This window comes from Pseudomonas kairouanensis, from assembly GCF_004682055.1.
GTDB lineage: Bacteria > Pseudomonadota > Gammaproteobacteria > Pseudomonadales > Pseudomonadaceae > Aquipseudomonas > Aquipseudomonas kairouanensis.
In genome coordinates, this window is record NZ_QUZU01000014.1 from 82,687 (window position 1) to 101,546 (window position 18,860).

Genomic DNA, 18,860 nt, shown 5'->3' on the forward strand with positions numbered 1-18,860 from the left:
ACTAAGAATGGATTTACAGCAAGACTAATTATTAATCCAAGCGCACTGCATACACTGAACTCCACGCCCCAATCAACCCAGGAGTCAAATTCATGAGCAAATCCCAGTACAAAATTGCAGTGATCCCCGGCGACGGCATTGGCAAGGAAGTGATGCCCGAGGGCGTGCGTGTGCTCGACGCCGTGGCTGCCCGGTTCAACCTGGAACTGCAATGGGACTGGTTCGATTTCGCCAGCGCCGATTACTACCTGGCTCACGGCAAGATGATGCCCGACGACTGGTTCGACATCCTCAAGGGCTACGACGCGATCTACTTCGGTGCCGTGGGTTGGCCAGATGTGGTGCCTGACCACATTTCTCTGTGGGATTCGCTGCTACAGTTCCGTCGTGAATTCGACCAGTACGTGAACCTGCGCCCCTGCCGTCTCATGCCTGGCGTCAAGGCGCCACTGGCGAACCGCAAGCCCGGCGACATCGATTTCTGGGTGGTGCGCGAGAACACCGAAGGTGAGTACTCCAGTGTCGGTGGCAAAATGTTCCCCGGGACCGATCGCGAAATCGTGCTGCAGGAAACCGTGATGACCCGCGTCGGTGTCGACCGTATCCTCAAGTTCGCCTACGACCTGGCGCAAAGCCGTCCGAAAAAGCACCTGACCTCGGCCACCAAATCCAATGGCATCGCGATCACCATGCCTTACTGGGATGAGCGCGTGGTGGAAATGGGCAAAAAGTATCCTGACGTCAACGTCGACAAGTACCACATCGATATTCTCACTGCGAACTTCGTCCTGCATCCGGACTGGTTCGACGTGGTGGTGGCCAGCAACCTGTTCGGCGACATCCTTTCCGACCTGGGCCCTGCATGCACCGGCACGATTGGCATCGCCCCCTCGGCCAACATCAACCCGGAGCGCAACTTCCCGAGCCTGTTCGAACCGGTGCATGGTTCGGCGCCCGACATCGCTGGCAAAGGCATCGCCAACCCCATCGGGCAGATCTGGTGCGGTGCGATGATGCTCGAACACCTGGGCCATCCCGAAGCCGGCGCCGCCGTGCTGACCGCGATCGAAACCGTGCTTGCGATGGGCCCGGAGCAGGCGCCATTGACCGCCGACATCGGTGGCACCGGCAACACTGAATCGCTGGGCAAGGCCATCGCTGCTGCGGTCTGACGCCGACAATAGCGTGCAATCTCCCATTCCCTCGGGAGATTGCTGCGCGCATACAACCGTCCCCTGTGTATTCACTCAGGCGCGGTCTCACCTCCAATGTCCAGCGCCTGTTCGTGCAGCGCAGCGATGAGGCTGCTCGCAACCGGGGTTCTCAGCCCGTTGCGTAGCAGGATGATGCCCACCGGCGGCAGCTCAATCGGCACCTCCAGCGGCAAGGTGTAACCCAGGCCTACCGACTCAAGGTACTGCGCGACTTTAGTGGCGAGGAAACACACGCAGCCTCTTTCCCGCATAAACGCCATCATCACCAAAAAGGACGAGGTTTCGATGACGTCAGCGGGTGGTTGCAGTTTATGTTTGTAGAACATCTGGTTGAGCTTGACGCGCGAGGAGGCCCACGCAGGGGGAACGACCCAGGGCAGCGTCGCCAGATGATGCCAAGTGGGTTTGGCCACGGCGGCCAGTGGATGATCGGCGGCGACCACGACGCGCATGGTGTCGGTGTATAACGCCTCGGTTTCCAGGTCTGGAGAGCTGTAGCCCGGCTCCAGCCGGCCCACGATGAAATCGAGCTCGCCGGTACGCAGCCTCGGCAGCAGGCGCGTGAGATCACCTTCCTCGATTGATACCGTGGTGTGTGGCGAGCTGAGCTTGAGGCGGCTGACTGCGCCTACCAACAATCCCGGCGTGGCGACCACCATTGCGCCGACACGGATACGGCCGGCGCCGCCGCTGGCGACGGAAGCGATGTCGTCACAGGTACGGTCAAAATCCACCAGCACCGAACGCGCAAATCGGACCACTTGCTCGCCATAGGCAGTCGGTCGGGTGCCTCGCGTTGAACGGATGAACAACTCAAGCCCGAACATCTTTTCGATTTCCGCCAGCGATTTGCTGACGGCAGGCTGGGTAAGCGACAAAAATTCCGCTGACCGGCCTAGATGACGGAATTCATCCAGCGCCACGACGAGCTGCAGATGCTTTAGCTTGAGGTTGGAGCGCAAAACTCTATCAATGTCGCTCACCTGCTTTATCCCCGGTCGAAGACGCTTAGATGTCAAAATGGTTATGAAGTATGTCTGCTTATTCATTGTTCAGCAATGAAGCCGCGAGTCAGTATCCAAGAACAAAAACAATGATCGGAGACAAGCAATGCGCACTCCTATGCCTACAAAACCGTTAAATGACACCGTGGTGAAGCAAGGCAAAAAATCCAACGCTCGTTGGGTTGTGGCCGCCCTGATGTGGTTTGCCATCGCCATCAACTACATCGACCGCACCGTGCTCTCGGTCGCCGCTCCCGAGCTCATCAATGAGTTCAGCCTCACCCCCGAAATGATGGGGATCGTCTTGTCTGCGTTTTTCTGGTCTTACGCGCTGCTGCAAATCCCGGCTGGCTGGGTGGCTGACAAGTTTGGGCAGAAAATGGGGCTTGGGATCGCCGTAGGTTCATGGTCGCTTGCCACAGCGGCGACAGGGCTTGCGACAGGTTTTGCATCCCTGGTTGGCCTGCGAGTGGCACTGGGCGTCGGTGAAGCCGGCGCTTATCCGGCCAATGCCGGGATCGCGTCAAAATGGTTCCCGGACAAGGAACGGGCAACCATTTCCGGGCTGTTCGACAGTGCCTCGAAATTCGGCGGTGCCGTGGCAATGCCGCTCATTGTGATGCTGATGATGACGTTCGACTGGCGCATGACGTTTGTGATCGTGGGCCTGGCCGGTTTGGTCTGGAGCCTGATCTGGTGGTGGTATTTCTCGGATACCCCAGAGAAACACCGTAGCGCCAACGCCGCCGAGGTCGAGTACATCCGAGGCGGGCAGACCCAGCAGCACGGTGTGGATAACACGATCCCGATGAAATGGTACGAACTGCTCAAGTACCGCAATATCTGGGCGATGTGCCTGGGCTTCTTCACCATCAACTACATCTCCTACTTCTTCATCACCTGGTTGCCCACCTACCTTGTAAAAGAGCAGGGGATGGGCCTGCTGAAAATGGGCCTGGTCGCCTCGCTTCCGCTGATTTGCGGCCTGTTCGCCGAGATCGCTGCCGGCTGGCTGTCCGACAGGGTGGTCCACAGCGGGCGCCTGTCGTTAACCGCGACACGCAAACTGTTTCTGATCGTGGGTCTTTCAATGGCGCTGTGTATCGGTCTGGCGCCGTTGACCACCTCGGGCTCACGGTATTGCTGCTGTGCATCGCCAAGGCCGGAACCACCGTCGCGGCCTCGCAAGTCTGGGCGCTGCCGGGTGACGTTGCGCCCAAGAACATGACCTCCACCGTCGCCGGATTGCAGAACATGGTGGCGAACTTCGGCGGCGTACTGGGGCCGGTGATCACCGGGTTTATCGTGGCCTCGACCGGCTCGTTCAAAATGGCGTTGGTCTTCTCGGCAGTGCTCGGAATGCTGGGCATCTTGAACTACGCCCTGCTGCTCAAGAAGGTCGAACCCATCGTCGCGCCCATGCCGACCGAGCCTCAGCACGGCCCTGCCTCTATCGCCGCTAAAGCCTGAAGCGCCGCTGCGTTTCAACGACACCGATGCCGTAATCTGGATGCCAGGACTGTTTTATGACGACTACCACGCCCCATGCCACTCACAGACTCATACGTCTGCATGCCAATGACAACGTGCTCATCGCTCGCCATTTGATCGGCCTTGGGGACGAGCTGACTGAACTGGGCGTACGCAGCCGGGCGCAAGTGCCGGCCGGGCACAAGATCGCAGCGCAGGACATCCTGTGCGGTGAGCCCGTGCGTAAGTACGACACCATAATCGGTGTAGCGTCGCGCACTATCACCAAGGGCGAGCACGTTCACTCCCACAACATCGCACTCATCGATTTCGATCGAGACCCAGGCTTCTGTGAGGATGTGCGCCCGGTGAACTACGTAGCCCCGGAGAAACGCGCGACGTTCATGGGGATCGTACGGGCAGACGGCCGCGTTGCCACGCGCAACTTCATTGGGCTGCTGTCGTCGGTGAACTGCTCGTCAACCGTGATCAAGAAGATCGCCGAACACTTCACGCCCGAGCGGCTCGCCGCCTACCCGAATGTCGATGGCGTCGTCGCATTCGCTCAAACGAGTGGGTGCGGCATGTCGTCCCCCAGCCCTCACTTCGACCTGCTGCAGCGCACCATTGCCGGGTACGCGCGCCATCCCAACCTGGCGGCCGTGCTGATCGTCGGGCTGGGTTGCGAGCGCAACCAGGTGGCCAACCTTGTCGATTCCCAGCAGTTGGTGCCCGATAGTCACCTGCGCACATTCGTGATGCAGGACACCGGCGGCACGCGTGAAACCATCGCTCAGGGTATTGCGGCGATCGAAGCGATGCTGCCCGAAGCCAACGCAGTCAAGCGTGTGCCGGTGAGTGCGGCGCACCTGAAGATCGGGCTGGAATGCGGCGGTTCCGATGGCTTTTCCGGCATCACCGCCAACCCGGCATTGGGCGCCGCGATGGACATTCTCGTGCGGCATGGCGGCACGGCCATTCTGTCGGAGACGCCTGAGATCCACGGTGTGGAGTTCATGCTCACGCGTCGTGCGGTCAGTGTCGAGGTGGGCCAAAAGTTATTGGACCGGCTGGCCTGGTGGGAAGAATACACACGCGGTCAGAACGGGCAGTTCAATGGTGTCGTCGGCCCCGGTAATCAGGCTGGAGGTCTGGCCAATATCTTCGAAAAATCCCTGGGGTCTGCCATGAAAGGCGGCACCACGCCGTTGCAGGCGGTGTACGAGTATGCCGAGCCGATCGACAAGGCGGGGTTCGTGTTCATGGACTCACCGGGCTACGACCCTGTCGCGGCAACCGGTCAAATCGCCAGTGGTGCAAACCTCATTTGCTTCACCACGGGCAGGGGCTCGATGTTCGGGAGCAAGCCTGCGCCGACGATCAAGCTCGCCAGCAATACCCCGATGTTCACCCGTCTGGAAGAGGACATGGACATTAACTGCGGGCTCATTCTTGACGGTGAGTTGTCGGTTGAGCAGATGGGAGAACGCATCTTCGAACACATTCTGCAGGCGGCTTCAGGCGCCTCGACCAAGAGCGAATTGTTGGGGCTTGGGGATCACGAGTTCGTGCCCTGGCACCTGGGCATCGTCAGTTGATCCAACCCCTTTGCACACCCTTGAGGAACCTCGACATGAACCTGAAACTGACTCGCACTGACCTGATTCGAACGCAGAATTTCATTGGCGGCCAATGGCACACCCGAGATCCAGAGGCGCTGTTGACGGTCACCAACCCGGCTGACGACAGTTATATCGCCCAAGTGCCCGACAGCAACGCGATTGACGCCCGTGCCGCCGTCGATGCCGCTCATTCGGCGTTTGCCGCTTGGCGCAGCACCCCAGCCAAACAGCGCGCGCAACTGATCAAACGCTGGAACGCGCTGATCCTGGAACATCAGGAAGACCTGGGCCGTCTCATCTCGCTGGAGCAGGGCAAGCCGCTGGCCGAGGGGCGGGGCGAAGTGGTCTACGCCGCCAGTTATGTCGAGTGGTTTGCCGAGGAAGCGACGCGCGCTTACGGCGATGTGATCCCAGCGCCGGTCTCGGGTCGGCGCATGACGGCAATCAAGGAGCCCGTTGGCGTGGTCGCCGCGATCACCCCCTGGAATTTTCCGGCGGCGATGATTGCCCGCAAGATCGCGCCCGCACTGGCCGCCGGTTGCACCGTGGTCTGCAAGCCCGCCGAAGACACGCCACTGACGTCCCTTGCGCTTGTGCGCCTGGCTGAGGAAGCAGGCTTTCCGCCAGGCACACTGAACATCGTCACCGCTTCGCGCGAGCGTACACCCGAAGTCGTCAACGCTTGGCTGGCTGATTCGCGGGTACGCAAGATCACCTTTACCGGGTCAACGCCCGTGGGCAAACACCTGGCCCGAATGTCCGCCGACACCTTGAAAAAGTGCTCACTCGAACTGGGCGGCAATGCCCCCTTCATCGTGTTTGATGATGCGGACCTCGACGCTGCCGTGGACGGCCTCATGGTTTCCAAGTTTCGTAATGGCGGCCAGACCTGCGTGTGCCCCAATCGGATCTATGTGCAAAGCGCGGTTCACGATCAATTCGTTGAAAAGCTGGTGGCCAGAGTCAGTGCGCTGAAGGTTGGGCCAGCCTCCCACAGCGATTCTCAGATTGGTCCGATGATCAACGCGCGCGCCATCGACAAGATCGCACGCCACGTGGATGACGCGGTTGCAAAATGCGCTGCAATCGCCACCGGCGGACGACCTGTGCGCGACGCTGTGGCCGACGGTCCCAACTACTACGCGCCGACCGTGTTGATCAATGCGACCGCGCAGATGGAACTCTGTAATGAAGAAACCTTTGGCCCCGTGGCGCCCATCTTCCGCTTCACGACTGAAGCGCAAGTGATCGAACTGGCCAACGACACGCCGTTCGGGTTGGCGGCCTACTTTTACACCCAGGACGTCAAGCGCGTCTGGCGCGTCGCCGAGGCGTTGGAGTCGGGCATCGTGGGCATCAACGAAGGGGCGCTCGCCGCTGAGGCCGCACCCTTTGGCGGGGTCAAAGAGTCGGGGTATGGCCGTGAGGGTTCACGCTACGGCCTGGAAGACTACATGCACATCAAATACCTGTGCCAGGGCGGCCTGAACTAGTTCCGACAAAAACAACAGAGGAGTAGAGACCATCATGGCAAACCCGTTCAAGACCGCGCTTTCGCGAGGCGATAAGCAGATTGGCCTGTGGCTTTCGCTGGCCAATGCCTACAGTGCCGAAATTTGCGCCACAGCCGGCTTCCAGTGGGTGTTGATCGACGGTGAGCACGCGCCAAACGACGTGCGCAGCACACTGGCACAGCTGCAGGCCATTGCGCCTTACCCGTCCCACCCGGTGGCCCGCACGGTCGATGGCAACCCCGCAATGATCAAACAGCTGCTCGACATTGGCGTTCAAACATTGCTGGTGCCCATGGTCGATACCGCCGAGCAAGCCATCGCCCTGGCGGCCGCGACCCGCTACCCGCCGCAAGGCACAAGAGGCGTCGGTGCAGCGGCCGCGCGGGCTTCGCGTTGGGGCGGCCACACCGACTACCTGGAGACGGCCAATGACGATGTCTGCTTATTGGTGCAGGCTGAATCCAGGGCTGCACTGGAGAACCTCGAAGCCATCTGTGCCGTCGACGGCGTGCATGGCGTGTTCATTGGGCCAGCTGATCTAGCCGCATCAATGGGGCACCGTGGGCATCCTGAACACCCTGAGGTGCAGCAAGCGATAGAGCGCGCCATACGCACCATTGTTGCCAGTGGCAAAGCCGCTGGCACGCTGACCGGCGATGCCAGACTCGCTCGGCACTATCTCGAGTTGGGCGCCAGCTTCGTCGCGGTGGGGCTGGATCTGACCCTGCTGGCACGGGCAACCCGTGGGCTGGCAAACGACTTCGGTCTTGGTGCCGTATCGGCATCCCCCGCTAGCGGTGCCTCACCCTACTGACAGCTTATGTAGCCATACCGCCGCTTGTAGTTTTGGCCCTTGAATTTTTCTGCGCTGAACCTACATAGGCGGTACGCGATGCCACATTCGGGTCGCGAGTTAAATCACTTGGAGAACACTCAGGAGATTTTGCTATGGCTACTACTTCTTCGTTGGCACCTCTGTTTCGCCACTCCGTTGGCTTTGACCGGTTCAACGACCTGTTCGAATCGGCGCTGCGCAGCGAGGCCGGTACGGCTTACCCATTGCACAACGTCGAGAAGCTGAGCGATGACCACTATCGGGTCGTCATCTCGGCCGCTGGCATGGCGCAGGACGACCTGGACATCCAGGTGGAAAAAGGCGTGTTGACCGTCTCCGGCAGCAAGCGTGAGCAAAGGGATGACATCACCTACCTGCATCAGGGGATCGTACAGCGTGCATTTCGCTTGTCGTTCCGCCTGGACGACCACATCGAAGTGCAGGGCGCACGGCTTTCCAATGGCCTGCTGAGCATTGATTTGCTCAGGGCTGTACCGGAGGAGGCCAAGCCAAAACGCATTGCGATTGAGGGTGGCGAAAAAGCTGAACCCAAATCGATCAGCGAGCAGTAACCTGAAATGAACAAAGGCGCTCTTCGGAGCGCCTTTGTTCGTGTGCCAGAGCCTAGCGTGTGTAATTTGCCTGGGCGCCCAGCTCGGCCCCACGCCCCTCCCACTTGGCAATCACCAACGGCGCCAACGCATTACCCAGCACATTCAATGCGGTGGTCGGCATTTCCATCAACCGATACACCCGGCGATAAACGCGATGCCTTCCAACGGCAAGCCCGCACTGGCCAAGGTGGCTGACAGGATCACAAACATAAACCCTGGCACGCCAGCTGCGCCCTTGGAGGTGAGCACCATGGTCACCACCAGCAGTGCCTGGTCACCCAGGCTTAGGTCGATGCCGTACAGCTGCGCCACAAACAAGGTGCCGATGCCGAGGAACAGCGAGGCGCCATCCAGGTTGAACGAGTAACCCACCGGCACCACAAAGCTCACCAGCGAAGGCGGTACGCCGTAGGTTTCGAGCTTTTTCATCAGTGGCGGCATCACCGACGCCGAGCTGGCGGTGGAGAAGGCCAGTATCAGCTCATCCTTGGGTGGAGCTCAGCAGCGAGTTGTTTCGCAAGCTGGAAAGCGACCAGTTGGACCTGGTGATCGTGCCCGACGTGTACAGCGACCCGCGCTTTCACAGCACGCCGCTGCAACGCGTGGAAAACGCCTGGATGTGTTCCCCTGGGCTGATCCCGGACGCCGACCCCATCAGCCTGGAAACCCTGGCCAGCTACACCGTGCTCACCCAAGGCTCGCAGTCGGGCACGGGGATGATCTACGAACGCTGGCTGGCCACGCACAACATCCAACTGCCGCGCACCCTCACCAGCCACAACCTGCTGGTGCAGGCAGGGCTTGCGTTGTCGGGGATTGGCGTGAGTTACCTGCCGGTGGGGTGCCTGTCCCATTTGATCGAACAAGGCACCTTGCGTGCCCTCGTCACCCAGCCGGCGTTGCCGGATATCCAGTACGTGGCGTTGCACCGGGTGGACCGGCAGTTTGGCCTGAACCAGGACGTGGCCAGGTTGGCCCAGGCGTGCTGTGATTTTTCACGGTTGTTGTTCTAGAGCAAATGGCTGTTAATCATTGGCCCCAAGGTTTGAGTACAGGTCGTGGAGCCAGACAGAGAAAAGCCTGCAGAGATGCAGGCTTTTTTGCATTTATTTTTTCAGTATTTTGAGTTCTCTGACCCAAAAGCGAAATTCAAGAGCCCTGAGCGCAAGCCCGTGCGGCCTTGATTGCGTCGGCTTTTTGCACAACCTCACGTTGGGAGGTGTTGGCCTTATCGATGGCGCCCATCAGAATTTCGCGGCGGGTGTCGGCAGGCGTGTTGGTGAAAAACTCAGTTAAGGCGCTGGTTTTCCTGATATTTTTTGTGCTCATTGGTTACGTACCTCTGTTAACAGCTTTACAAGCTGTACCTGATCATAGGTTTGGGGAATCAGGGCGTCAATTCTATCGCCAGTTGCGTCGAGTTCGGCCCACTGGCCACCACCGTCAAAGTTTTTAATCAGTAGATCGATATGGACTTGGTTCCCATAACAGCGCTTTAGCTCGATGACGTTGTTTCTTGCGGCAACGAACTGCCTGGCGAACTCTTGCAACGGGATATTTCGTCCCTCTGTGAGCTCTCTAGCCTGAACAAACTGCCATGCCAGTTCAGGGCGCTGGTATACATAAAGAATTTGGGCGTTTCTGCGGTTTCCCAATACGCGGTCGACGTTTCGCCTGGCTACCTCAAGGTTGGCCATGGTTCCATCCAGAATGAATGACAACCGTTTGTCGAAGGCTCGGTCTAGAACTTTTTCAAGGATCTTCGTCACTGCGCGTTGAAACAGGTATGAGTTGCCACCGTCGTAACCAGGAATAAGACAACGGAACTCGTCGGGATCGATGCGCAGCACTCGCTTGGAGTCCAGGCTTAGATTTCGCGCGTCCAAGTCCTCCGCGAGGGCCTTGGACACTTCTGTTTTGCCGGCACCAGGTGAGCCTGCCATGAATACCGTAAACGGCACCTCTTCACTGAGGTACATCTCGGTATCCGCGATATGCCGAGCCAAGGCAGCGCGATTATCTCTGGCGAATTCGAAGGCCGCTTGCTCAATGGCCAATTCTTGCGCTGTCATGCTTGACTAAGCCCCATGTATTTCTGGAAGTGAAATTACAGCATCAGTTTCCGGGGCGTGGGCATGAGATGTGTTTCACGATCATTACGAGGTCGTATTGTCTTGCCTTGAAGCCTGATTCAGCGCGTCTGGGCTTCATCGAGTGGTTATGACTAACAGCTAGCAAATGACTGTTAATCATTGGGTCCCTGATTCGAATCCAGGTCGTGGAGCCAGATAGTGAAAAGCCTGCAGAGGCGCAGGCTTTTTTTGTCTTGGATTTTTCGGTGTTCTGAATTCTCTGAACCAAGAGCGAAATTTAAAAGCCTTGAGTGCAAGCCCGTGCGGCCTTGATTGCATCGGCTTTTTGCACGAACTCACGGTATCGCAATTATCGTATCCAACTGCTGAAGAGGTCGTAGATCTCGTCGTTTATACGGATACCCTGGTTGCGATCATCTGCGCCATAGGCGTGGACGGCCAATGCGACTCGCCGGCTTTGGGCGTCGAACTGGAACACCGGGCTGCCACTTTGGCCCGGCTGAGTATCCAGCCCATAGTAGAGCGTGTCTGCATCGACGCTATCGATACGTCCTGCGTTGAACCACTGAGTGCCGATACGCTTATCAGCCGGATAGCCGGCGGTGTTGACGATCAGGTCGACCAGATCCTTGTCGCTGTACGATGCGATACCAAACCATCCCAGGCGCTTACCTAGTGGCTTTTGCAGCCAGACGACTCCGACATCTTGATGCTGGTTACCCGACTCGTACCACCCTTGGTGAACCCTGAAGTCGCCAGCCACATAATAATCAAATGGAGCCACATCCCCATCCCTACCTGGGACGACCGTAATGCGTGTGGCTCCATTATTAGTCTCGGGATTGAATAGGTTGTGCCCCGCAGTGATTACGGTATGAGGACCGGCAAGCCAACCGGTGCCCAACAGTTGCCGACCTGGGTGCACACCCTCTACCACTAATTGACAGATACAGCGCCAGGGAAGGGCTGTGGTGCTCGGAGTGGGCGTTCGATCATCATTGCCAAAAAACGATTGCGCAAAAGCAATCCCATGGGATGAATAATCGCGTAGCGACTCTTGCCGCAATCGAGCCGGTAAAAGGCGCCGACGAAACTGCTGGGCCATTACCCGTGAAGCATTGAAGTCGGCGACCGGTTCAAGGCGTCCTCCATTGTTACTCTGAATCATGAAGTCGGGGCGAAACCGAGGCGCCGTTAAGGCAGAAGGCTCTTTCATTAGTGTCCCCCTGAGACGTCTGTCCCGATATCACCATCATTGGACTGGGTCTGTCTCATACCTGCTGGCGGTGCATTCTGTACCGGGGGACTCTCCGTGTGCAGTCCGCCAAGCGCATCGCTGGCCTGCGGTGATCCGACGGTGAGAGTTGCCAGCGCCGAACTATTGGTTCCAGAACCGAACAGCACGGCTTCCGCCTTTGCGCCATTTTTAGCTAGCAACGCTTTATCGAGGTCGGATTTGGCGTTGATTTCTGCAATCTTGGCATTTGCCAAGGCAGTTTCTTTGCCACTCAAGTCTATTTTGAGTTGAAGAACCTCACCGACGGCACCGAATACAGCCTTGGCGGCATCCACCGGTGCGCTGGCAACGGCCAGTGCGGAACTTGGTCGATCAGTCGTGACCGACTGCAGTACACCATCTTGCAACTTGATGTCGTGCGTGCTCTTTACAAACGCCCAACGTTCAACGGGTAGAACATAGGTCGGCGAACTATTTGGAAGTAACGCCAGAGCGGTGTTGGACTCACCATTTGGGCCTGTAAGTTTCAGTATGTAAGGGAGGTTCTGGCGGTAACACAGGCCTACATTGCAGTTCACCGCCTCACCTGAGGTCGACGCCGGCGTGGCGGAGGCAGCGTTCAGTTCAACCCCGAATGCTCGCCCGTTAACGACCTGTGCCAACTGCCTGACGGCCGTGCATTCGGTTGAGTCTGGTGTGCTGCATGAGAGCGCCTGGCGAGTCCTGAGGTAGCCGATAGCCGCTCGGTTTAGATCGACATTGAGCGTTTTTACGCCCTCGCTTGGGTCCAACAGGCCGCGGTAGACCAAGTTTGGGGCGGCCCCCGTGTCCGCAGCTTCGGCCCTGATAGCGCTGACAAGTTTTACGATCGTCGAAAGGGATTGGTCCGTTGATTCGACTTTTACAGCTTGCAGCAGTCCCGTGTTTGCACCGACGGTAACCTGAACATTGTCGCTACTGAATGGATTAGCAGAACGCTCAAGGACAAACTGCTTTGTCGGATCGCCAGTAACCAGCGGCTCCTTCACCGACAAAGTAAAAGCGCCGGACCGCTCAGTCAGTTCCACCGGCAGCAAGGCTTTGGGGAGCATATAAGCTACGCCTGAACTTCCTGGGCTTTTTGAAGAGCTTTTAACAATGGAGCCACATGCGGTAAGCGTTAGTACCAAGGCGAAAGCGGTGGCTGTCGCCTGATAAGCTGATCGAGTCATGATTGCGCTCTCTGTGAAGTCAAAATCGAACGGGGAATCTGTTCAACCCAGCTGTGCCACCGCATCAACTCAAATGGACTTCTGACGCATAACTTCTCGCAAAGTCGAGCTTATATTTTTGTTAGCAATGTAACGCGCAACAAAACTCCCCCTGAATGGTGCGCTGTCGGTGAGCCTAGCAGCAAAAAATGCTTGCGCCAGTACTGCGAAATAGTCCATTGGCGCAGCTCAACAGACGGTTTATTGCAGGCTTATTTCTATCGGGGCTCACGGTCCTCCCTCCTTTGAAATGTGTTGCCTGCGCAATGCGCCATCACGCTTACCAGCGATAAGTCAGCGAGCTGACCAACTGCCGCTCATCCCCATACCGGCAAATCGCAAACTCGCAGTAGGTATAGCGCTTGTTGGTGACGTTGTTGGCGTTGAGCGCAACCTCCCAATGCGGGTCGATCTCATAGCTGGCGCGGGCGTCGTACAGGGTGTAGGCAGGCATTGATGACGGCACGCCGGAAGCCTGGGTGGTGCCTTTATAACGCGCGCCGCCGCCGATGCGCAGCTGTGGCACGCCGAGTGCCGCCAGGCGGTAGTCGGCCCACAGGGCGGCCTGATGGTAGGGGGTGTCTTCGCTGCGCTGGCCGATTTCGCTGGCAATATCGCTTTTGGTGATACGTGCGTCGATGTAGGCATAGGACGCGATCAGGCTGAGGTTGGGGGTGACTTCAGTCTTGGCTTCCAGCTCGAACCCTCGGGAGCGCACTTCGCCAACCTGCACCGAGAAATTGATATCGGTCCGGTCCTGGCTCAGTACGTTTTTCTGCTCCAACTGGTACACCGCCGCACTCAGCAGGGTGGCACTGCCTTCGGGTTGGTAGCGGATTCCGATTTCATACTGCCGGCCTTCGGTGGGCACAAAGCTTTGCTCGGCTTTGTTGGTACCTGCCACCGGAAAGAACGATTCGCTGTAGCTGATGTACGGCGCCAGGCCATTGTCGGCCTTGTACACCAGGCCTGCGCGCCACGTGGTGGCTTCATCGCTTTTACCGCTATCGGCCCCGTTGCGAAACAGTTCGGTGTGCTGGTCCGCCCAGTCATGCCGCCCGCCCAACAGCAGGATCCAACGCTCATCGAACTTGATCTGGTCCTGGAAGTAGATGCCTTTTTGCAGCGTGTCGATCTGCGAGCCCCGGTCGGTGGCGGGGTTTTTGTTTACCACCACCGGCTGGCCGTATGGGTAGGTCGCCAGGTTCAACGACGGTGCATTGCCACGGAAGTTGTGGGAGTCGTAGCTGGTGTCATAACCATCGAAGCCCAACAGGAACGTGTGCTGCCAGTCGCCGAACTGCCATTTGCTCTCGATGTTGGTATCGCTGGCCAGGCCCCGCGAGCGTTCTTCGCGATCGCTGTATTGGCGGCGCAGGATGCCCGTGGTTTGCGCGGTACCGATGTTGGTGCCAGCGATGTTGACCTGCAGGTAGCGCCAGGTCACCTCCGATTGGTAGTAACGCAGCTTGTGGCTGATGCGCGTGTGCTCATCGAAGCGGTGCTCGAACTCATAGCCGAGCGCCGACATCTCGCCGTTCATTTCGTCGTAGTCCGGCTCGCCGATAAAGTCATGGCGGCCGATCTGAAACCTGCCGCTGCCCACGCCTTTGGTGAGCTGATAGGGCAGGGGCGCGGAGAAGCCGGTCTCGGTCTTCTGGTAGAACGACAGCAGGGTCAGCGAGGTGTCGTCATCGGGCCGCCAGGTGAGGGCCGGGGCCACATAGACCTTGTCGTTGTTGATGTGGTCGGCGGCGGTGTCGCTCTTGCGGTCCAGCAGGGTCAGGCGATAGCTCAGGGTATCGCTGTCGCCCACGGGGCCTGTGAAGTCGGCGGACAGCTGCTTGCGGTTGTTCTGCCCGGCTTGCAGGTTGATCTCATGGTAGGGCGTTTGGCTTGGGCGTTTGCTCACGGTGTTGATCAAGCCGCCCGGCGACAGCTGGCCATACAGCACCGATGCCGCGCCGCGAATCACCTCGGCGCGTTCCAGGCCGTAGGGTTCCTGCACGCCGTCATAGGAGTTGTTTTGCAGGCGCAGGCCGTCACGCAGGGAGCCGCCGGTGGCCGATTCCACATCGAAGCCGCGAATGCGAAAGCGGTCGGAAGTGCGGTTGAAACTGGTGGGTTGGCTGGTAAAGCCCGGCGTGAGGTCGAGGGTTTGCGACAGGGTTTCCGATTGCCGGTCGCGGATCTCGTCACTGGTGACCACCGACAGCGATTGCGGGGTCTCGATGATCGGCGTGTCGGTCTTGGTGGCGCTGAGGTTGCGCGTGGCCACGTAACCCTTGACGTGCTCGGTGCTGCTTTCTTCGCTCAGGCCGGTGACCGACGTCGGGCCCAGTTCCAGTGAGCCACTGGTGTTGAGCGCCACCAGCACATAACCGTTGGCACCTTGCACCGCCTGCAAGCCGCTGCCGTTGAGCAATTGGGCGAAGCCCTGGGCCACTGGGAACTCACCTTGCAAGCCGCCGGTGGTGCGGCCCGCGACAGTCTGGCTGTCGAACAGCAGCGCCACATGGGCCTGCTGAGCGAACTGGTTCAACGCCGGGCCCAGGGGGCCGGCAGCGATGGCATAACGCGCCGCTTCCTGTGCGGCCACCGGGCTGCTGATGGCCAGGCTCAGGGCCGTCAGGCTGGCCAGGTTGATAGCCAGGGCGAGGGGCAAGGGGGAACGCTTGAGGTGGCGCGACATGGAAGAAATTCCTGTTATTTGAGGTGCTTTCTTCCTTGACGGGGCAGTGGCCAAAAGCGGAACCGGTACGCGAAACTATTTTTCCTGGCGTTCGATCTGCAGCCACAACGGGCTGAACGTGCGGATGCGCACCGGCAGGCCATCGGCAATCAATTGCAGGGCGCGGCGCGGGTTATCCAGCGGCAGTACAGCCGATACCCGCAGGTCGGCCAGTTGCGCGCGGTCGAACTGCACATGCCCGCCGTATTGGCGCGCCAGTTCGTCGAGCACTTCGGGCAAGGGCCGGTCCTGCACCACCAATTGACGATGCTTCCAGGCGTCGTCGGTGCTGCGCGGGTCGATCTTGCCCAGCAGTGTCACCGCGTCCGGGGTGATGCGTGCCTGTTGGCCAGCGCTGACCTTCAGGTCGTCGTGGTGGCCCGCGTCGCTGGCGGCGACGGTGGATTCGAGCATGCTCAGCAAAGTGCCGTTCGCCTCGCGCTTGACGGTGAAGCGCGTACCAAGGGCGCGCATCTGCCCGTCGTCGGTGACCACTGTAAAAGGCCTTGCGCCATCGTGGGCCACTTGCACCAGGATCTCGCCGCGCAGCAACCGCACCTGGCGTTGCTGGCCGTTGAAGGTCAGGTCCACGGCGCTGTTGCCGCTCAGGGTCAGTTGCGAGCCGTCTTCCAGGCTGACCTGTTGCCAGTGCGCAGGCGCAGTGCGTTGGTCGGCCAGCAGGTAGCCGGGCGGATAAGCCCGTAGCGCCAGGGCCACCGGCAAGGCCACCAACAGGCCCAGCAGCACGCGACCGGCCGGGTTGCGACGGCGAACCCGCGCCGCTTCCAACGCGGCCTGCACGGGCGCCTGTTGGGGCCGTAAGGCTTGCAGGCGCCCGACAAAACCTTGCAAGCGCTCAAAGGCTGCGCCGTGGCGAGGATCGGCGGCTATCCAGCGTTCCAATTGCTGCTGCTCACGTTCGCTGAGGTTGCCCTCGTTCAGGCGGATCACCCAGTTGGCGGCTTGTTGGTCGAGGTCGGCGCTCATACGTCCAGCGCGTGGTTGCAATGCATCAGGGCGTTCATCAGGTGCTTGCGCACCATGCGCTCGGAAATCCCAAGGCGGCTGGCGATTTCGCTTTGGCGCAGGCCTTCGAGGAAGTACAGCAAGAACGCCTGCCGCGCATTCACGGCCAGGCCGTCGAGCACGAAGGCGATCTGTTCCAGGGCTTCAAGGGTAACCAGGATCTGTTCCGGGGATTGCTGGCAGTGCTCCATCATCTCGATGGTCAGCGCCAGTTCCCGCAGGTAGGCGTCTTCCAGTTGGCGACGGCGCGCGCGGTCGATAATCAGGTGGCGCGCCGTGGTGGTGAGGAAGGCGCGGGGTTCGCGCAGGCTGCCTAGCGCGTCGCGGGACGCGAGGATTCTTACAAAGGTATCGTGGGACAAATCCGCAGCGTTAGCGGGGCAACCGAGTTTTTTACGCAGCCAGCCGAACAACCAGCCATGGTGCTCGGCGTAGAGCGCATGGACGACCTGGTTCAGGTGAAGTTCGCTGGCCGACATGGAGGGTAAGTCTGCGGATAAGAATTATTCGCAAGATTAGCGGTGTGCCATCAGCGAAAGCAAGCGTGGCCAGCACGGGTTGCTGTATTTGTGCCGTCAAGGCTGATAAACAGGCTGAGTCCTTGTTGGTCCCCTACGCGGTGTAATCAATCATGAAGCGCCATTTTGAAGATTTGCAGCTGGGCAGCATCGAGTTGTTCTGCCTGGCCGCCGAAGCCAGCAGTTTCACCGCCGCCGCTCAGGTCGCTGGTGTCACCCCGGCGGCCGTGAGCCGCAGTATTTCGCGCCTGGAAGAACGCTTGGGTGCGCGTCTGTTTGTGCGCACTACCCGCAACATTGCGCTCACCGACAGCGGCCGGACTTTTTTCGAGCAATGCCGCCAGGGGCTGACCCAACTGGTGGAAGCCCAGCAGGCCGTGATGGGCGCCCAGTCCGTGCCCTCGGGCCTGCTGCGTATCAGTATTCCGACCACCTACGCCCACCATCGCCTGTTACCGCTGTTGCCGAAGTTTCGCGCGCTGTACCCGCAGGTGACGGTGGATATCCATATCAGCAACCGCAATATCGACTTTGTCGCGGAAGGCTATGACCTGGCCATCCGCGTGCGTGCCCAGCCAGACTCCTCATTGATTGCGCGGCTGCTGGAAGACGGCGAACTGGTGGTGGTCGCGGCACCGTCCTATCTGCAACGCGCTGGTGTCCCACAGGTGCTGGAGGATTTACCTGCGCATGAATGCATCCAGTACGAACTGCCGAGCAATGGCCGGCGCATCCCCTGGTTGTTCCAGGTGGACGGCAAGACGTTGGAGTTTGCAGGGCAGGCGGGTTACAGCTGTTCCGACGATGTGCTGGGCGGCGTCACCCTGGCCAAGCATGGGGCGGGGTTGTTCCAGACGTACAAATTCATTGTCGAGCAGGAACTGGCGGATGGCAGCCTGGTGGAAGTGTTGAAACCCTTTGGCGGCAGGTCGCGACCGTTTACGTTGCTGTATCCCCACGGGCGGTATTTGCCCCATCGGGTGCGAGCGTTTGTGGATTTCCTGCTGGCGTGCGTTCAGCAACAGGCTTGAACCCCCTAGCCACAAGGGTTAGTTGCCTGGGACAGGCCGAATGGGTGGGGCAATGGATGCCGCGACGTCCCAGGTCATCAGCAACTGCGTGATCGCGGCATCGATGGTGGCGTGCGGCACGTTGTCCCGCGCCAGGATCGAAATGCCTTGCAGGAAACTGTCATACACCGTCGCCAACACCACCGGGTCAAGGGTGTGGGGCAACTGCCCGGCACCCACCCCACGGGCCACACACGCGATGATCCCGGCCCGGGTGCGCAGGCGCGACTGGTTCAAGCCCTGCGCCACCCGCGCATTGTCCGGGCTGGGGGCACTCATCGCGCCCAGGGCCACCATGCAGCCTTTGGGATGGCCGTCTTCACACTGCATGCGCGCCGACTGGCGCAGGGCGGTTTCGATGGCCTGGCGCGGCGCGAGGGTTTCATCCCACAGGCATTCGGTGACTTGGGCGTAGGTCGACAAATAGCGCTGCACGCACTCATCGAACAGCGCCTCCTTGGAACCGAACGCAGCATAAAAACTCGGCGCGGAGATACCGCCCCCCAGGCCGGCCTTGAGTTGGGCGAGTGAGGTGGCGTCGTAGCCGTATTGCCAGAACAGGTGCAGGGCCTGGTCCACGGCGTGGTCACGGTCGAAATTACGCGGGCGGCCCATTTGTGCCATGTGAGATCTCCGGTGGGGGAAGCGAGATAAATACTAGT

General features: G+C 59.6%; 17 protein-coding genes and 2 pseudogenes. 9 read left to right on the top strand and 10 right to left on the bottom strand.

All coding sequences use genetic code 11. The annotated features are described in order from the left end of the window. Positions 1–92: 92 nt before the first annotated feature. On the top strand, positions 93–1,172 hold the full coding sequence (locus DYL59_RS13735; protein ID WP_135289673.1) for a tartrate dehydrogenase: 1,080 nt from the start codon (positions 93–95) through the stop codon (positions 1,170–1,172). A gap of 71 nt (positions 1,173–1,243) precedes the next feature. On the opposite strand, the gene DYL59_RS13740 is transcribed toward DYL59_RS13735, so the two are convergent. Continuing rightward, complete coding sequence (locus DYL59_RS13740; protein ID WP_135289674.1) at positions 1,244–2,197, bottom strand: LysR substrate-binding domain-containing protein; 954 nt, start codon at positions 2,195–2,197, stop codon at positions 1,244–1,246. 127 nt (positions 2,198–2,324) lie between these two features. Between DYL59_RS13740 and DYL59_RS13745 the strand changes: the two genes are divergently transcribed. The 6 genes from DYL59_RS13745 (at position 2,325) to DYL59_RS13765 (ending at position 8,231) form a co-directional block, all read left to right on the top strand. Continuing rightward, the gene (locus tag DYL59_RS13745; protein ID WP_238340680.1) at positions 2,325–3,446 is read left to right on the top strand and encodes an MFS transporter; all 1,122 of its coding nucleotides are present in this window, start codon (positions 2,325–2,327) and stop codon (positions 3,444–3,446) included. After that, the gene (locus DYL59_RS31660; protein ID WP_238340681.1) at positions 3,443–3,688 is read left to right on the top strand and encodes a hypothetical protein; all 246 of its coding nucleotides are present in this window, start codon (positions 3,443–3,445) and stop codon (positions 3,686–3,688) included. Before DYL59_RS13745 ends, DYL59_RS31660 begins: the two co-directional genes overlap by 4 nt. A gap of 56 nt (positions 3,689–3,744) precedes the next feature. Continuing rightward, the gene (locus DYL59_RS13750) at positions 3,745–5,286 is read left to right on the top strand and encodes a UxaA family hydrolase (RefSeq protein WP_135289675.1); all 1,542 of its coding nucleotides are present in this window, start codon (positions 3,745–3,747) and stop codon (positions 5,284–5,286) included. A 35-nt stretch (positions 5,287–5,321) separates the two neighbouring features. Next, positions 5,322–6,803, top strand: a complete 1,482-nt coding sequence (locus tag DYL59_RS13755) for an NAD-dependent succinate-semialdehyde dehydrogenase (protein WP_135289676.1) — start codon at positions 5,322–5,324, stop codon at positions 6,801–6,803. Positions 6,804–6,837: 34 nt separating this feature from the next. Further along, entirely contained in the window at positions 6,838–7,638 is an 801-nt protein-coding gene (gene hpaI / locus DYL59_RS13760) for a 4-hydroxy-2-oxoheptanedioate aldolase (protein WP_135289677.1), read from the top strand. Positions 7,639–7,772: 134 nt separating this feature from the next. Next, positions 7,773–8,231 (top strand): Hsp20 family protein, encoded by a 459-nt coding sequence (locus DYL59_RS13765; protein WP_135289678.1) that lies wholly within the window; start codon positions 7,773–7,775, stop codon positions 8,229–8,231. Positions 8,232–8,283: 52 nt separating this feature from the next. Here the strand turns inward: DYL59_RS13765 and DYL59_RS13770 are convergent. Then, a pseudogene (locus DYL59_RS13770) lies at positions 8,284–8,762 on the bottom strand (cation:dicarboxylate symporter family transporter); the annotation flags it as partial. On the opposite strand from DYL59_RS13770, the pseudogene DYL59_RS13775 reads away from it, so the two are divergent. After that, positions 8,747–9,286 (top strand): annotated as a pseudogene (locus DYL59_RS13775) (substrate-binding domain-containing protein); the annotation flags it as partial. The pseudogenes DYL59_RS13770 and DYL59_RS13775 overlap by 16 nt on opposite strands. A gap of 136 nt (positions 9,287–9,422) precedes the next feature. Here the strand turns inward: DYL59_RS13775 and DYL59_RS13780 are convergent. From DYL59_RS13780 to DYL59_RS13810, 7 genes are all read right to left on the bottom strand, one after another. Then, positions 9,423–9,602: a hypothetical protein gene (locus tag DYL59_RS13780; RefSeq protein WP_135289679.1), complete on the bottom strand. Its 180-nt coding sequence runs from the start codon at positions 9,600–9,602 to the stop codon at positions 9,423–9,425. Next, a complete protein-coding gene (locus DYL59_RS13785) occupies positions 9,599–10,345 on the bottom strand; it encodes a zeta toxin family protein (RefSeq protein WP_135289680.1) in 747 nt (248 codons plus the stop codon). The genes DYL59_RS13780 and DYL59_RS13785 overlap by 4 nt, the downstream gene beginning before the upstream one ends. 370 nt (positions 10,346–10,715) lie before the next feature. After that, entirely contained in the window at positions 10,716–11,582 is an 867-nt protein-coding gene (locus DYL59_RS13790) for a trypsin-like serine peptidase (RefSeq protein ID WP_135289681.1), read from the bottom strand. Further along, entirely contained in the window at positions 11,582–12,814 is a 1,233-nt protein-coding gene (locus DYL59_RS13795; RefSeq protein ID WP_135289682.1) for a hypothetical protein, read from the bottom strand. Before DYL59_RS13795 ends, DYL59_RS13790 begins: the two co-directional genes overlap by 1 nt. Positions 12,815–13,133: 319 nt before the next feature. Then, positions 13,134–15,545 (bottom strand): TonB-dependent siderophore receptor, encoded by a 2,412-nt coding sequence (locus DYL59_RS13800; protein ID WP_135289683.1) that lies wholly within the window; start codon positions 15,543–15,545, stop codon positions 13,134–13,136. A gap of 75 nt (positions 15,546–15,620) precedes the next feature. Then, entirely contained in the window at positions 15,621–16,571 is a 951-nt protein-coding gene (locus tag DYL59_RS13805; protein ID WP_135289684.1) for a FecR family protein, read from the bottom strand. Then, entirely contained in the window at positions 16,568–17,089 is a 522-nt protein-coding gene (locus DYL59_RS13810; protein WP_135289685.1) for a sigma-70 family RNA polymerase sigma factor, read from the bottom strand. Before DYL59_RS13810 ends, DYL59_RS13805 begins: the two co-directional genes overlap by 4 nt. Before the next feature lie 152 nt (positions 17,090–17,241). On the opposite strand from DYL59_RS13810, the gene DYL59_RS13815 reads away from it, so the two are divergent. Further along, entirely contained in the window at positions 17,242–18,159 is a 918-nt protein-coding gene (locus DYL59_RS13815; RefSeq protein ID WP_135289686.1) for a LysR family transcriptional regulator, read from the top strand. Between the two features lie 18 nt (positions 18,160–18,177). On the opposite strand, the gene DYL59_RS13820 is transcribed toward DYL59_RS13815, so the two are convergent. Then, positions 18,178–18,822: a TetR/AcrR family transcriptional regulator gene (locus DYL59_RS13820; RefSeq protein WP_135289687.1), complete on the bottom strand. Its 645-nt coding sequence runs from the start codon at positions 18,820–18,822 to the stop codon at positions 18,178–18,180. Positions 18,823–18,860 lie beyond the last annotated feature (38 nt).

Bases quoted from the DNA above. Each gene is read 5' to 3' on its own strand.
- DYL59_RS13735 (WP_135289673.1), top strand. From the start codon at position 93: ATGAGCAAATCCCAGTACAAAATTGCAGTGATCCCCGGCGACGGCATT.
- DYL59_RS13745 (WP_238340680.1), top strand. From the start codon at position 2,325: ATGCGCACTCCTATGCCTACAAAACCGTTAAATGACACCGTGGTGAAG.
- DYL59_RS31660 (WP_238340681.1), top strand. From the start codon at position 3,443: ATGACCTCCACCGTCGCCGGATTGCAGAACATGGTGGCGAACTTCGGC.
- DYL59_RS13750 (WP_135289675.1), top strand. From the start codon at position 3,745: ATGACGACTACCACGCCCCATGCCACTCACAGACTCATACGTCTGCAT.
- DYL59_RS13755 (WP_135289676.1), top strand. From the start codon at position 5,322: ATGAACCTGAAACTGACTCGCACTGACCTGATTCGAACGCAGAATTTC.
- hpaI (WP_135289677.1), top strand. From the start codon at position 6,838: ATGGCAAACCCGTTCAAGACCGCGCTTTCGCGAGGCGATAAGCAGATT.
- DYL59_RS13765 (WP_135289678.1), top strand. From the start codon at position 7,773: ATGGCTACTACTTCTTCGTTGGCACCTCTGTTTCGCCACTCCGTTGGC.
- DYL59_RS13780 (WP_135289679.1), bottom strand. From the start codon at position 9,602: ATGAGCACAAAAAATATCAGGAAAACCAGCGCCTTAACTGAGTTTTTC.
- DYL59_RS13785 (WP_135289680.1), bottom strand. From the start codon at position 10,345: ATGACAGCGCAAGAATTGGCCATTGAGCAAGCGGCCTTCGAATTCGCC.
- DYL59_RS13790 (WP_135289681.1), bottom strand. From the start codon at position 11,582: ATGAAAGAGCCTTCTGCCTTAACGGCGCCTCGGTTTCGCCCCGACTTC.
- DYL59_RS13795 (WP_135289682.1), bottom strand. From the start codon at position 12,814: ATGACTCGATCAGCTTATCAGGCGACAGCCACCGCTTTCGCCTTGGTA.
- DYL59_RS13800 (WP_135289683.1), bottom strand. From the start codon at position 15,545: ATGTCGCGCCACCTCAAGCGTTCCCCCTTGCCCCTCGCCCTGGCTATC.
- DYL59_RS13805 (WP_135289684.1), bottom strand. From the start codon at position 16,571: ATGAGCGCCGACCTCGACCAACAAGCCGCCAACTGGGTGATCCGCCTG.
- DYL59_RS13810 (WP_135289685.1), bottom strand. From the start codon at position 17,089: ATGTCGGCCAGCGAACTTCACCTGAACCAGGTCGTCCATGCGCTCTAC.
- DYL59_RS13815 (WP_135289686.1), top strand. From the start codon at position 17,242: ATGAAGCGCCATTTTGAAGATTTGCAGCTGGGCAGCATCGAGTTGTTC.
- DYL59_RS13820 (WP_135289687.1), bottom strand. From the start codon at position 18,822: ATGGCACAAATGGGCCGCCCGCGTAATTTCGACCGTGACCACGCCGTG.